This is a genomic window from Enterobacter sp. K510, assembly GCF_055804875.1.
Genome location: NZ_JBNRLQ010000006.1, coordinates 300,892 through 314,991 on the forward strand (window position 1 = coordinate 300,892; position 14,100 = coordinate 314,991).

Sequence of the window (14,100 nt, forward strand, 5' to 3'; positions counted from 1 at the left end):
CGCAGCCGCCATCCGGCATAACGTTAATCCTGATAACACTCCACCAGAAACTCCATCATTTCGGTGGCATCTTTACTGTGATAAAAACGCACCATTCGGGCGTTAAATTCCAGCGCACGGGCAGCGGGGATGCTGATGGGATTGAAGCCGTGCAGCATCAACCAGCCATTCATCATATGACGACTGGTGCGTTTATTACCGTCAAAGAAAAACTGGAAATAAGCGCCAAAAAGGAACATGGCCAGCGCGCCTTCAAAAGGCGGCAGGGTTTTGATCTGGCGGGCACCTTCTGAAAATATCCGGTTAAGTTCCGGAGCGCCGGCTGCCGTTGCGGGCGGAAAATGCGTACCCAGTTCCCCCAGGTGAACGCGGGCCTGATAATGCACCTCATCCCCTTCGCCCCGGAAAACGCCCCATTCCAGCGCTTCGTTACGGGCAATAATACTGTGCAGCAGCGTGAAGGTTTTTTTATCGAGATCAAACCGCCCGGTCTGCACCAGCTCAATCAGCTTTTTGCTGCTGTCAGCAAGGTTTAACACCTGTTCGGTATCACTGACTTTATGGCCGCCGACGGTAACGCCATCCAGCAGGGTTTTAACTTCAACATAGGTATAGGGGTTATTTTCCAGCTGTGCCGCGTCCCACACAAAACCTGCCATATGGGTTTTAAAGGTAAATAACGCCACGCGGGTACCCACGTTTTTAACCTCCGGGATCACGCTTGCGTCCCAGGTCAGCCCCAGCAGTTCAGTCGACATCGCTCTTTCCCGTATCATTCTTGATGCTGGTTATTATTTCACAGTTTTAGCACATCGCTAATATGACGTTTGAATCTGGGGAATAAGAGGCTTAAAGCGGAAGGAGGTTGGCCCTCCCCTGCGGGAGGGCCATGATGCTAATCAGTAATTACTTACTCACCACCACCAGCTTCTGGTTCACAAACTCCTTGATCCCCAGATCCGACAGCTCGCGGCCAAAGCCGGAGCGCTTCACGCCGCCGAACGGCAGTTCAGGCGCGGTGTCGGTCAGCGAGTTGATGTAAACCATCCCGGTTTCGATACGCGAGGCGAGGCCTTTGGCCCGCTCGATGTTCTGGCTGAAGATCGCGCCGCCCAGACCGTAGTGGGAATCGTTCGCCAGCTTCACCGCTTCATCATCATTTTTCACCACATAGATCTGCGCCACCGGGCCGAAGAACTCTTCAAAGTACGCCGGGTTATCGCGGGTGATGTTGGTGAGAATGGTCGGTTCAAAGAAGTTACCTTTGTGGTCGACTGGCTTACCGCCATAGTGCAGCGTCGCGCCATTTTTCACCGCCTCTTCCACCTGTTTGGTCAGGGTTTCGACGGCATCTTTCGAGGATAGCGGGCCAAGGGTAGTGCTTTCATCCAGCGGATCGCCCATCTTCACCTGACGGAACGCCTCGGTATATTTTTCAAGGAACTTATCCGCCACCGCCTCATGGATGATAAAGCGTTTCGCCGCGGTACAGACCTGCCCGGCGTTCTGCAACCGCGCCATGACACCCACTTTCACCGCTTTTTCCATATCGGCGTCGTCGAGCACCACGAACACGTCGTTACCGCCCAGCTCCAGCGTCGATTTTTTCAGTTTCTTCGCCGCCTGCGCAGCGACGATGCCACCGGCTTTTTCTGAACCGGTCAGCGCTACGCCCTGCACACGGTCATCGGCGATAATGTTTGATACCTGATCGGATGAAATAAACAGGTTGGTGTACGCCCCTTCCGGCGCGCCCGCTTCACGCACCAGATGCGCAAAGGCTTCGGCACAGTGCGGCACAATACTCGCATGTTTTACCAGCACCGGGTTACCGGCGGCGAGGTTTGGCGCCAGCACACGCATCAGCTGATAATAAGGGAAGTTCCACGGCTCCACCGCCAGCAGTACGCCAATCGGGTGATGCTCAACCCAGGCGTCGCCCAGATCGGAGTCATATTTCACCGGCGCAAGGAAGGTTTTGGCGTTATCCGCGTAATAGCGGGCAATTTTCGCGCACAGCGCCACTTCGCCACGGCTTTGTTCAATCAGCTTACCCATGTCCTGGGTGGCAATTTTTGCCAGTTCTTCCTGCTGCTCTTCCATCAGATCGGCCAGGCGGTGCAGGATCGGCAGCCGCTGATCAATATCCCCTTTCGCCCAGTCGGAGTGATAAAGCGCATCGGCTTTTTGCAGCGCGCTTTCGACGTCGGCATCGCTGTGGGGCGGATACTCTTTTACAAGCTCGTTGGTAAAAGGATTCATTGTCTGGTACGCCATATCAAATACCTCCTGATGGGCAGTAAAAAATGCTATCTGGGTTATTAATGGTAGACGCAACGACTACTATTAAGCGTAAAGTTTCGTATAAACCTATGATTTTTCATTTCTGTATGGCGTTTTACGTGGCTTACCTTCTACCTTTATTACTTTGAAAAATGGCAGAAAACAGAGGAGGCATCATGTCGCAATCAGCGGTTCGTGGAATGGATCACATCGGGATCACCGTCCCGGATATAGAACAGGCGACAGCCTTTTTCTGCGCCGCGCTGGGGGCTGAAGTGATATACACCTCCGTCGCGCCAGGGGATGAGGTCGATCAGGAGGCGCAGCAGAAAACGCTGCGTTTAACGCCCGGCACGCAGGTGAAAGCGGTGCGTATGCTGAAACTGCATCACGGTCCCGGCATTGAGCTGTTTGAAATGCACGGCGACGATCAACGGGAGCCGCCCCGGGCGAATGACTATGGTCTGCAACATTTTGCCGTGTATGTGGATGACATCGAGGCGGCCATTAAAAGCTTCGAACAGGCGGGCGGCGCAATGTTCACCGGGCCGAAAGCGCTGAGCTTTCCCCCCGAGCGCGGCGACGGCAACGCCTTTTGCTATGGCCGTACGCCCTGGGGCGGCATTATCGAAATGATCACCCGCCCCTCGCCGATGCCCTATGAACAGCACACTGCGCTTCGCCGCTGGCAGCCCTGATTCAGTAGGCGCTATCGAGCTTTTCTTCACGCAGCCATGGATGGCTTCGCAAATAAGCATAAACTGCTGGTCCCGGCTCCAGCGGCTCATATCCGTAAATGTCATCAAGTGTTTTCAGGGTTTCCCGGAGTAACGGCGTCCGGCAGGACTGACGCACGGTTTCGGATCCCGTCCAGATTTCATACTGTAACTGGGCAATGATCAATAACGTAGGCCGCCACCAGTCATAGGCGAAGTTAACCTGTTTGATCACCGAGTGCGCGGCCTGACGCTGCGCCAGCATTGAAAAAAAGTTAAGTATGTTATCGAGGTGAAGGCGGGCAGCACGATCCACATCCGCCAGTTCTTTGTCAGACGCCGTTGCCAGCTCTGGCCGGAATTGCGTGTAAATCTGCCGTGCCTTTTCTGGAAAAGGCAAACGCCCGACCGGGAATAGTCGGCTCGTTAAAAACATGCCGTAAGGCTTATGTCTCACGGCAATTAACAGGCATAAAAACGCGTCGTTTTTGACGGCCTGAAAACTGTCCGAGGTAAAGGTATTGAACAGTTCAAATACGCTTCGTTCGATGCTATCGATATTGCTGCGGCGTGTTTGTTCAATCTGTAATACCAGTGTGGTGACCAGCCCGGCAAAAGCCAGCGCACTGACCAGCACATTAAAAATATTATAAAAACTGATGGTCGGCTCGCCGATGCTGTAGCGTGAAAACAGTAGCGACATCGGAAAAATCAACACCCAGCACAACAGGATGACGCTGGCGATGAGCAGGACTCTTTTTTTCATCTTTTTAACTCTCCGTTTCATAAAAAGACGATACCTGTAATGCCGCGTTTTTTCAGCACGATTTTATTTCGACAGAAATGTGAGAGAATTTAATCTGTTGGATACGGTCAGGAGATCTATTCTTAAACCATGGATAAACTCGCTGAACTTAAACGCGCCAAGCGTCTGGCGCTGTCGCTACTGCTGATTGCAGCGGCGACTTTTGTGACGACCCTGTTTCTGCCGCCCTCGATCTGGGTCAGCGGCGTAAAGGCGGTGGCCGAAGCGGCGATGGTCGGCGCGCTGGCGGACTGGTTCGCGGTGGTGGCGCTGTTTCGCCGCGTCCCGCTGCCGTTCATTTCCCGCCATACGGCGATCATCCCGCGCAATAAAGACCGCATCGGCGAAAATCTCGGGGTTTTCGTGCAGGAAAAATTTCTCGATACCCAGTCGCTTATTGATCTGATCCGGCGTCACGAACCGGCTTTGATCATCGGTAACTGGTTCAGTAAACCGGAAAATGCCGCGCGCATTGGGCAGAACCTTTTGCAGGTGATGAGCGGCTTTCTCGATTTGACTGATGACTCGCGCATTCAGCAGTTGCTCAAACGCGCAGTACATAAGGCCATCGATAAGGTGGATCTCAGCGGCACCTCCGCGCTGGTACTGGAAAGCCTGACCAAAAACAATCGTCATCAGGCGCTGCTGGACGCGCTTATTGCGCAGCTGGTCACGCTGTTAGGCCGCGAGAGCACCCGTACCTTTATCGCCGCGCAGATCGTGCGCTGGCTCAAAACCGAACATCCGAACAAAGCGCGGCTGCTACCGACGGAATGGCTCGGCGAGCACAGCGCCGAACTGGTCACCAGCGCGGTGAATTCCCTGCTGGCAGACATCAGCGCCGATCAGGCGCACCAGATCCGCCTTGCCTTTGATCGTGCCACGGTACGGCTGATCGAGCGGCTGAAAACGGATCCGGAAATGGCGGCAAAAGCCGAAAGTACCAAAACCTATCTGAAAGAGGATGAGGCCTTTAACCGCTATCTGGGGGAACTGTGGGGCGATCTGCGCGGCTGGCTGAAAGCGGATATGCAAAGTGACGACTCCCGCGTTAAACAGCGCATCACCGAAGCCGGGCTGTGGTTTGGCGAAACCCTTGTCGCCGACAGCGCCCTGCGCGCGTCGCTGAATCAGCACCTGGAGCAGGCCGCGCGCAGCGTTGCGCCGGAGTTCGCCCGCTTCCTCACCGGGCATATCAGCGACACGGTAAAAAGCTGGGACGCGAAAGATATGTCGCAGCAGATCGAACTGAACATCGGCAAGGACTTGCAGTTTATCCGCGTCAACGGCACGCTGGTCGGCGGCACTATCGGGCTGATTTTATTCCTGCTGTCACAGCTTCCGGCGCTGTTTTCACGCTTCTCTTTCAGCCTGTAACGCGCCTTGTCACACTCCGGCCTGCGGCGGATCGATCACGTAACGGGTCGCCTCAAAGCGATTGAGGATCAGGTGCACCAGAAAGACCATGGTCAGGGTGACCAGCAGTGAGACGGTTACCGAGGCAATGCGGTACACGTCGCTGAACACCAGATCCTGATTCGGATGCATGTTCTGTCCGAACATAATGCCGAGGGTGGTGACGCTGGCAAAGCCCACGCCCGCTCCGACTTTTTCCATGGTGTGCAGGCGCGCGCCGAAGGCCATGCCGAGACCAATCAGCGGCATCATCAATAACATATGGCTGCTGTGATCGTAGAGCACCAGCTGCACCACCATCACATACATACAGCCCAGCACCACGCCGACGATACGCCACAGCGAACTTAACACCGCGCCGCGATAATGCATCGGGAAGAGTGACAAAATCCCCGCCATCAGCGCCGACAGCGAATCGCTCAGATTACAGACCTGGAAGACGATAAAAATCATCGTCGCCACCGTGCCGGACAACAGCGATTCGTGCCGCACGCGGGCGGCGTTTTTCTCGATCAGCGGCGGGCGCGTGCGCGGTTCGACATCCGGGATCAGGTAGTGCAGCACCGCGCTCAGGCACACCGCCATTACGCTGGCCTCCATATTGGAGAACAGCAGCACATGCCAGTCGTTGGTGGGGTAGCTCATAAAATTGAGCATCACGCTCTGGCACACCACGCCCATGGAGCCGAACAGGAACAGCGGCCCCTGGCTCATAAAGCGAAAACGGATCACGTACAGGCCAAACACCACCAGCGTCATGATCACCGGCCACTGCGACAGATAGCCGATGATCAGCACCATTTCGATGCAATTGATCGCCGAACTCAAAATAAACTGTTTGGCCACGTGCCGGTTAAACATCGGCACCAGTGCCATCAGCATCAGCGGATAAACCACGAAAAAGACGCCGTACTGGGTGTTGTAAAAGCTTGAGATGCTGAGCGCGATCACCCCCGCCACCGCGATACGCATCGTCTGACGCAGATCGTTGGCGGTAAAGACGATCTTATCGTGCGGCGTGAAAACGCGGGTCAGCGTGTTGTTAATAGACATAATGCAACAGGCTGACTAAATGGATTTGCAGCCCGGAGAAGAAGCGGGCGAACGGACCTTCGCTGTTATACAGCTGCACGGTGGCGCGCGCGCCGGTCGGCAGCCGCTGATCCAGCGGCTCATCCAGCGCGACGTGAATGCGCATACGCTGGGCATCACGCACCCAGCGGTTAGAGGATTCCGGCGCCGACAGCTCACCATTCACCGCTTCCTGCCCTGCCAGTACCCCCGCGTCGCGGCTGGTAACGTGCGCATGAAACACCTGGCCCGGCAGCGCGTCAAACACCACCGCCGCGTCGGAGCCAGGGCGCGTATGGCGCAGGCTCTTTTCCCGGAAATCGGCGATGATATCCGTCTGCTCGCTGACCAGCGCCAGCGCCGCGGATCCGGCAGCGGCGTTCCAGCCGGGGCTTAATTGCAGGTTGCTCACCATGCCGTCCGCTTCGGCGCGCACTTTGGTCCACGCCAGATCCAGCTCTGCCTGGGTCAGCGCGTTGCGGTATTTTTGCAGCGTCACGTTGCGGCTGTCGTCTTTTTCGCCGCGCTCAATCATCAGCTCGCTGATGTTCGCCCGCAGCGCATTGACTGACTGTTCGCTGCTCTGCCAGGCGGTACGCACTTTATCCAGATCCTGTTGCGATACATTCTGCATGGCGCTTAAACGCTGATAACGGTCATAAGTGACCTTATCGTTTTGCGCGGTCAGCGTGGCGGTTTTCAGGCTCGCCTGGGCGGCGGCGATTTTCGCGTCCAGCTGTTGATTGGTGAGACGCGCCTGTTGCAGCGCAATTTGCGCGGCTTCCACTTTGTTGATGAACGGCGTGGGATCCAGCTCAAACAGCAGATCGCCCTTCTTTACCGGGCTGTTATTATGCACGTGCACCTGCGCGACATAACCCGCCACGCGCGACGAGACCGGCGTCACCACCCGCATGACGGTGGCATCCGGCGTCAGCGGGATCCAGATGTCCGCGACAATAAAATAGACAAACATCAGCAGGAAAGAGGCAATACTCACCCTTACCCAGCGGGCAAATTTTTGTTCAGGCGTCATCATCATTATATCTTCGTGGTTACTGTGCAGACGGGCAGCCGGCTAAGCTAATGGTTATCAGGGGAAGGATCAAGAAAGCGGCAACAAGAGAGCATGGAATGCGAAAAAGTGATCGTGATCACATAAAGACGTTAAAAAAAGGCCCGGTCAGCGCTCGCCGCCGGGCTATGTCATCAGCATACATCGTCGCGTTTAAGTCCCACATCACGCAGCTGGGCTTCGCTCATCTGGCTGAGTATGCGCTGCGTCCTTGCCCGAAGACGCCACTGCTTAAACGCCCGCCAGATCAGAACAAAGCCGATAAAAGGCCGTTTGGGTCGGTTTTCAAAGAATTCCATGATTGCTCTCCACGCCGGAACAGATCCTTATCATGGGGGAAATACCGGCCAGCAATACAGATGCACAAAATGCTTTTCTTAACCATACAGATCCGCTAAAACAGCAGTTGAATGGCATTTTTGCCGCTGCTCTGTACTGGTCTTGCGATCTGTACGGGTCTGATAAAGGATACAGCATGACGCGTTACCAACATCTGGCCAATCTGCTGGCCGAACGCATTGAGCAGGGGTTATACCGCAGCGGCGAAAAATTGCCTTCCGTGCGCGCCCTGAGCCAGGAGCACGGCGTCAGCATCAGCACCGTACAGGAAGCCTACCGGGTGCTGGAAAATCTCCAGCTGATCCTGCCGCAGCCGCGCTCGGGCTATTTTGTGGCTCCCCGCAAAGTGCAACCGCCGGTACCGGCGATGTCGCGCCCGGTACAGCGTCCGGTCGAGATCACCCAATGGGACGAAGTGCTGACGCTGCTGGACGCGCGAAGCGATCCCGCCATCACCTCCTTTGGCGGCGGCGCGCCGGACATTGCCCAGGCCACCCTGAAACCGCTGTGGCGTGAGATGAGCCGCGTGGTGCAGCACCATATGCACGATGCGTTCAGCTACGATGACCTGGCGGGGCGGCGTGAACTGCGCGAGCAGATCGCCCGGCTGATGCTCGACAACGGCGCGGTGCTGAGCGCCGACGAAATCATCATCACCAGCGGCTGTCACAGCGCCATGGCCATTGCGCTGCTGGCGGTGTGTAAACCAGGGGACATTGTGGCGGTGGAGTCGCCGTCATTTCACGGCACCATGCAGATGCTGCGCGGGCTGGGTATCAAAGCCATTGAAATCCCGACCGACCCTGATACCGGCATCAGCGTGGAAGCGCTGGAGCTGGCGTTTGAACAGTGGCCGATCAATGGCGTCATTCTGGTGCCCAACTGCAATAATCCGCTGGGCTTTGTCATGCTCGACGCGCGCAAACGGGCGATGCTCACCCTGGCGCAGCGGCACGATATTGTGATTTTTGAAGATGATGTCTACGGCGAACTGGCCTTTGATTACCCGCGTCCGCGCACGCTGAAGTCTTTTGATATTGATGGCCGCGTACTGCTGTGCAGTTCCTTTACCAAAACTATCGCCCCCGGCCTGCGCATCGGCTGGATCGCGCCGGGCCGCTATCACGATCGCGTATTGCATATGAAATACGCCGCCAGCGGCACCAATGTGCCCACCACGCAGATGGCGATGACGGCTTTTATCCGCGACGGGCATTATCATCGTCACCTGCGCCGTATGCGGCAGTTCTATCAACATAATATGGACACCTTTACCTGCTGGGTGCGCCAGTATTTTCCCTGTGAAATTTGCGTCACACGCCCGAAAGGCGGCTTTATGCTGTGGATCGAACTCCCCGAGACGGTCGACATGGTATGCGTGGCAAAACAGCTGAGCCGGCTGAAGATCCAGATCGCCCCCGGCTCGTTGTTTTCCGCCTCCGGCAAATACCGCAACTGCCTGCGCATCAACTGCGCCCTGCCCACCGACGAGCGTCACCGCCAGGCGCTTAAACAGCTCGGCGAAGCGGTGCAGATTGCGCTGGAGGAGTGAGTCGTGAAACCTTTTGCCGGGCGGCGCTGCGCTTACCCGACCTGCAGGGGAAGGCATTTCTGTAGGCCCGGCAAGCCTGCGCCGCCGGGCATGGCGGGATTATTCGTCGAAGTACCAGTAGCCCTGATTAACGAGCGCGGTCAGTTCGGCGACGAACGCCGGATTGTTCAGCGCATCGCCCAGCTCGTTTTGCCCCACCAGCGTATAGCGGCAGAGCGCATCGGCGGCGACGGGATCCACGGTGTCCAGCGGCTCGCTGTTGACGAAGAAGCGCCCGCCGATATTCAGCACCCGCAGCCCGCTCAGGCGGGAGAGCAATTCGCCGCCCTGTAAGGCGTCGAGGACCTCGTCTTCCGCATAGGGCGGCTCGGCAGGCGCGATGTCCAGCTCGTGGCGCGGCGTGGTGGCAAAGCGGCCAAACCAGTTCCGGAAATCTTCCGGCTGGTTGATCATATCGATCATCATCCCGCGCAGACGCGCCAGCTCATACTCTTCCACCCGGCCCGGATGCTCGCGGCAGGTCAGATCCGGATCGCTGTAATGCTCGCCCCCCAGATCGTTTTCCAGCGCATAATCGGCGAAGCTGCTGATCAGATCGCGGCCGTTCGGCCCACGGAAGCCCACTGAATAATTAAGCGCCGTTTCATAAGTGAAGCCATCGTGCGGGAAGCCCGGCGGAATATAGAGGATGTCCCCCGGTGCCAGGTCTTCATCAATGATCGGTTCAAAAGGATCGACATGCAGCAGCGCCGGATGCGGGCAGAACTGACGCATCGGCAGCTTATCACCCACGCGCCAGCGGCGGCTGCCCATCCCCTGAATGATAAACACATCGTACTGATCGATATGCGGCCCCACGCCGCCGCCCGGCACGGAGAAGGAGATCATCAGATCGTCCAGCCGCCAGTCCGGCAGCACGCGGAACGGACGAACCAGTTCGGCAGAAGGCGCATGCCAGTGGTTCACCGCCTGCGCCAGCAGCGACCAGCCGGTTTCGCCCAGGCCGTCGAAATCCTCAAACGGCCCGTTGCTGGCCTGCCACTGACCATTCTTGTGGCTGACGAGGCGGCTGTCCACCTCCGGCTCCATCGCCAGGCCCGCCAGTTCGTCCGGAGTGATGGGATCGACAAAATTCGGCAACGCGTTTTTCAGTACAACGGGTTGTTTCTGCCAGTATTTTTCAAGAAATTCCGGCCAGTTAAGATTCAGTTGGTACGCCATACGATCCTGCCTGCGAGAAGATAAACGGCCCTGATTATAAAGAGGACGCAGGCCTGGCCGCCTTGTCATGGGTCAAGGGTTGGCGTGGCGCTGCCCGACGCGCATGGCACTGTACAGCGAGCACAGCTCAAGCAGGCTTTTGGTGCCGGTGCGCTTCATCAGGCCATTGCGCTGCACGCTGACGGTGGTCGGGCTGACGCCGCGGATTCTGGCGATCTCCTCCAGCGAATGCCCGCGCAGTAACAAGCGCATGATCTGCTGCTCGGCGGCAGTAAATTTAAAGGGCGCGGCATGGTAACCCGCGCGCTGATTTTGCTCCGCCAGCAGGAGCATGATGGTCAGCGCCTGGCGTAGCTCCTCCACGCCGAGGTTTTCGGCCAGACTCAGTTTTATCAGTCCGGGAAACAGACGGTTTATCGCGTCGAAATGGCGCTCGTCAGTAATGAAAATAGCGTGGTGAACGGGCGGGTGAGAAAAATACAGGGCGTAGATCTCCACAATATCCATGCCGGAGGTGACATAGATGCAGGACGGCGTTGCGCGGCTCCCCCCGCCCCGCTCCTGGTACAGTTGATTGAGGATTTTCTCTATTCCGTAAATGTAGAAACGATCTTTTCCGTAGACGGTCATATTCGGGCTCCAGAGGTAATATAGTTATCGGTCTTCTGCGTGGAAGACTTTTTTGAATTTTGTGCAGGCCATCGGCGTGATGTTCCTGCTTGTTTAAGCTTTGTTTAAGTTAGCGTGGGATGACATTTTGCTGTCTCTATACCAGTAATATTATGCCTCCAGCCATGACACGCTATTTTCAAATGCGAAATAACTTATTATCCAGGAATAAATTTATTGTCAAACATGACCTCTACTGTAAATCACGTTAATTCGGCTCGTAAAAATAGAAACCACCCAAGTTATCGCATTGATATCATTGAATATAAATCACCAGGAATATCTTTATAAATACCCATTTAATTAATTTGAGCGCATTCTTAATACTCTGATCACAGTCTCAAAACGGCATTTCATTTTGTGAAAAAGTCTATTCCACAAAATCAAAATAACCTCAAACTGCTGACTGGCAGAGAACATCTTATACCTGTGGACTACTAAAAATAGGGGATCCTATGTTGCGCTCATTGTTATTATTAACTGTACCTTTCGTGAGTATTGCGGCTCAGGCAGTGACCTTTGATTATCGTCACGAAATGAACGACAGCGGTGGAAATAATCATAAAGATCGTCTGGCGGTATCACACCGTTTTGCCAATGGTTTTGGCTTATCGCTGGAAGGGAAATGGAAAGGTTCCCAGGATAAAGACAAAGCCTTTGACGAAACCGTCAGTAATGGCACCGAGGTAGTGGCGAGCTACGTTCATAAAATTAATAAAACCTTTCAGATAGAACCGGGCTTTTCACTGGATACCGGCTCGTCATCCAACAATTACCGCCCGTATCTGCGTGGCAAAGCCAATCTCACCGATGACGTCAGCGCGTCATTGCGCTACCGGCCTTACTTCAAGCGTAACTCCGGCAATATCGGCTCGCAGAAAGATACCTCAGAGAACGGCTACAACCTGACCAGCGTACTGTCATGGAAATTCCTGAAAGACTATCAGCTGGATTATGAGCTGGATTATAAAAAAGCGAATTCCGCAGGCGTGGTGCTGGCCGATAACGACAACCACGACTGGACGCACGATTTTAAGCTGACCTACAAATGGGATAAGAACTGGTCACCCTATATGGCGATTGGTAATGTTTCCGGCAGCAAATTTACCGATGAAAGACAAACCCGTTACCGCGTCGGCGTGAAATATTCTTTCTGATGACATCCGGGCAGCAGCATAAAAATAAAACCCTTATTTGACTGAGAGGCAAATAATGAAAATTTCAGGATTAGCACTGGCGATAAGTTGTGTGAGTCTGTTCTCTGCTCACGCCATGGCGCAGGAGAGCGAACGCCTGAACAGCGTTAAAACGTTCGCGAACACCGTCTTTGATAAGGCGGGGGATAAATACGGGCACAACGTGCCGCTGCTGGCTAACGGCGTCGATCCGCGCACCGGCAAACAGATGGAGTGGATCTTCCCGGACGGCAAAAAAGCCGTGCTGTCGAACTTCTCTGCCCAGCAGAACCTGATGCGCGTGCTGGTCGGCCTGAGCAATCTCACCGGCGACGCAAAATATAAACAGCGCGCCGAAGACAATGTGCGCTACTACTTCGACCATTATCAGGATGCCAGCGGCCTGCTGTTATGGGGCGGCCACCGTTTTGTGGATCTGAAAACGCTCCAGCCGGAAGGCCCGAGCGAAAAAGAGATGGTTCATGAGCTGAAAAACGCTTACCCCTATTACGATCTGATGTTTGCCGTGGATAAACCCGCCACCACGCGCTTTATCAAAGCGTTCTGGAATGCGCATGTTAACGACTGGAAAACGCTGGAAACCAGCCGCCACGGGGAATACGGCAAAGCGATGGGCAAGCTCTGGGAGAACGATTTTGAGCAACAGCCGCCGTTTTTCGCCACCAAAGGGCTGAGCTTCCTGAATGCCGGAAACGATCTGATCTACTCCGCCTCGCTGCTCTATCAGTACGATCATGATGAAGGGGCGCTGCGCTGGGCGAAGCGTCTGGCGGAACAGTATGTGTTACCGCGCGATAAAAAGACCGGCCTTGGGGTTTATCAGTTCACGCAGCCGCTCAAACGCGCGGAAACCACCGACGACACGGACACTAACTCGAAATACGGCGACCGCGCCCGGCGCCAGTTCGGGCCTGAGCTGGGCGCCGACGCGCTGGAAGGCAATATGATGCTGAAAGGCCGCACCAGCACGCTTTACTCCGAGAACGCGCTGATGCAGCTGGCGCTGGCAAAATCCCTCGGTAAGGATGGCGACGACATCAAAAAATGGACGCTCGACGGCCTGAAAGCCTTCGCCACTCATGCCTATGACGCACAGACCAACACCTTCCGCCCGATGCTGGCGAATGGCACGGATCTGTCGGGCTATGAGCTAAAACGGGACGGTTACTACGGCAAAAAAGGCACCACGCTGAAACCATATCCCGCGGGCAACGAGTTCCTGCTCTCCTATGCCAGAGCCTGGACGCTGGAGCCGGATCCGGCGATGTGGATAGTGGCGCGCGGTATTGCGCAGGGTCAGGGCCTGGGAGACATCGGCGCGCCGGGCGGCACGGACACTAAGCTGAACCTGAACACCGACAACAACGAGCCGTACGCCATTTTCGCGCTTATCGATCTGTGGCAGTCCACCGGCAATAAAGACTATCTGACGCTGGCGGACCGCGTGGCGACCAACATCCTGAATACCCGTCGTCTGAACGGCTTCTTCGTCGACGACCCGCAGGCGGAGTTCGCCAGCATCGACAATATCGCGCCTTACGCGCTACTGGCGCTGGAAGCCGCCTTCCGTAATCAACCCGACGCGGTGGCCCCTTTCCTTAACGGTGCTGGTTTCACCGAGGGCGCGTATCTGCTGGCGGACGGCACGGTGCGTTACTCCACCCGCGACGATGAGCTGTTTAAACTCAAACCGGGCGAGCAGTTAAAACCGAACGGCAAAAAATAACCCGACGCCCCCGTCCCGCGACGGGGGCTGC

At 55.8% G+C, this 14,100-nt stretch carries 13 protein-coding genes; 5 read left to right on the forward strand and 8 right to left on the reverse strand.

Annotation, left to right across the window (positions count from 1 at the left end):
- Positions 1 to 23: 23 nt before the first annotated feature.
- On the reverse strand, positions 24 to 758 hold the full coding sequence (locus tag ACQUTD_RS12930; protein ID WP_473276445.1) for a Fic family protein: 735 nt from the start codon (positions 756 to 758) through the stop codon (positions 24 to 26).
- A 148-nt stretch (positions 759 to 906) separates the two neighbouring features.
- Positions 907 to 2,277 carry an aldehyde dehydrogenase family protein gene (locus ACQUTD_RS12935; RefSeq protein WP_473276447.1) on the reverse strand — a complete coding sequence of 457 codons (1,371 nt, stop codon included), beginning with the start codon at positions 2,275 to 2,277 and terminating at the stop codon, positions 907 to 909.
- A 182-nt stretch (positions 2,278 to 2,459) separates the two neighbouring features.
- Here ACQUTD_RS12935 and ACQUTD_RS12940 point away from each other — a divergent pair, with 182 nt between their 5' ends.
- On the forward strand, positions 2,460 to 2,981 hold the full coding sequence (locus ACQUTD_RS12940) for a VOC family protein (protein ID WP_072570408.1): 522 nt from the start codon (positions 2,460 to 2,462) through the stop codon (positions 2,979 to 2,981).
- Position 2,982: 1 nt separating this feature from the next.
- Here the strand turns inward: ACQUTD_RS12940 and ACQUTD_RS12945 are convergent, their stop codons facing one another.
- Positions 2,983 to 3,765 (reverse strand): hypothetical protein, encoded by a 783-nt coding sequence (locus ACQUTD_RS12945; RefSeq protein WP_473276450.1) that lies wholly within the window; start codon positions 3,763 to 3,765, stop codon positions 2,983 to 2,985.
- 129 nt (positions 3,766 to 3,894) lie between these two features.
- On the opposite strand from ACQUTD_RS12945, the gene ACQUTD_RS12950 reads away from it, so the two are divergent.
- On the forward strand, positions 3,895 to 5,181 hold the full coding sequence (locus ACQUTD_RS12950) for a DUF445 domain-containing protein (RefSeq protein WP_072570407.1): 1,287 nt from the start codon (positions 3,895 to 3,897) through the stop codon (positions 5,179 to 5,181).
- 9 nt (positions 5,182 to 5,190) lie between these two features.
- On the opposite strand, the gene ACQUTD_RS12955 is transcribed toward ACQUTD_RS12950, so the two are convergent.
- The 3 genes from ACQUTD_RS12955 to ACQUTD_RS12965 all read right to left on the reverse strand — a co-directional run bounded on the left by ACQUTD_RS12955 (position 5,191) and on the right by ACQUTD_RS12965 (position 7,665).
- Positions 5,191 to 6,273 carry a DUF2955 domain-containing protein gene (locus tag ACQUTD_RS12955; RefSeq protein WP_318364068.1) on the reverse strand — a complete coding sequence of 361 codons (1,083 nt, stop codon included), beginning with the start codon at positions 6,271 to 6,273 and terminating at the stop codon, positions 5,191 to 5,193.
- Positions 6,263 to 7,330 (reverse strand): HlyD family secretion protein, encoded by a 1,068-nt coding sequence (locus ACQUTD_RS12960; RefSeq protein ID WP_473276528.1) that lies wholly within the window; start codon positions 7,328 to 7,330, stop codon positions 6,263 to 6,265. Before ACQUTD_RS12960 ends, ACQUTD_RS12955 begins: the two co-directional genes overlap by 11 nt.
- A gap of 170 nt (positions 7,331 to 7,500) precedes the next feature.
- Positions 7,501 to 7,665 carry a DUF1127 domain-containing protein gene (locus ACQUTD_RS12965; RefSeq protein ID WP_072570405.1) on the reverse strand — a complete coding sequence of 55 codons (165 nt, stop codon included), beginning with the start codon at positions 7,663 to 7,665 and terminating at the stop codon, positions 7,501 to 7,503.
- A gap of 176 nt (positions 7,666 to 7,841) precedes the next feature.
- Between ACQUTD_RS12965 and ACQUTD_RS12970 the strand changes: the two genes are divergently transcribed.
- Entirely contained in the window at positions 7,842 to 9,257 is a 1,416-nt protein-coding gene (locus tag ACQUTD_RS12970) for an aminotransferase class I/II-fold pyridoxal phosphate-dependent enzyme (RefSeq protein WP_473276453.1), read from the forward strand.
- A 99-nt stretch (positions 9,258 to 9,356) separates the two neighbouring features.
- Here the strand turns inward: ACQUTD_RS12970 and ACQUTD_RS12975 are convergent, their stop codons facing one another.
- Positions 9,357 to 10,478: a JmjC domain-containing protein gene (locus tag ACQUTD_RS12975; protein WP_473276456.1), complete on the reverse strand. Its 1,122-nt coding sequence runs from the start codon at positions 10,476 to 10,478 to the stop codon at positions 9,357 to 9,359.
- A 72-nt stretch (positions 10,479 to 10,550) separates the two neighbouring features.
- Complete coding sequence (locus ACQUTD_RS12980) at positions 10,551 to 11,108, reverse strand: LuxR C-terminal-related transcriptional regulator (RefSeq protein WP_473276458.1); 558 nt, start codon at positions 11,106 to 11,108, stop codon at positions 10,551 to 10,553.
- A 494-nt stretch (positions 11,109 to 11,602) separates the two neighbouring features.
- On the opposite strand from ACQUTD_RS12980, the gene ACQUTD_RS12985 reads away from it, so the two are divergent.
- Both ACQUTD_RS12985 and ACQUTD_RS12990 read left to right on the forward strand, forming a co-directional pair.
- A complete protein-coding gene (locus ACQUTD_RS12985) occupies positions 11,603 to 12,304 on the forward strand; it encodes an oligogalacturonate-specific porin KdgM family protein (protein WP_473276461.1) in 702 nt (233 codons plus the stop codon).
- Between the two features lie 55 nt (positions 12,305 to 12,359).
- Positions 12,360 to 14,069 (forward strand): pectate lyase, encoded by a 1,710-nt coding sequence (locus ACQUTD_RS12990; protein WP_473276463.1) that lies wholly within the window; start codon positions 12,360 to 12,362, stop codon positions 14,067 to 14,069.
- The last annotated feature ends 31 nt before the right edge of the window (positions 14,070 to 14,100 follow it).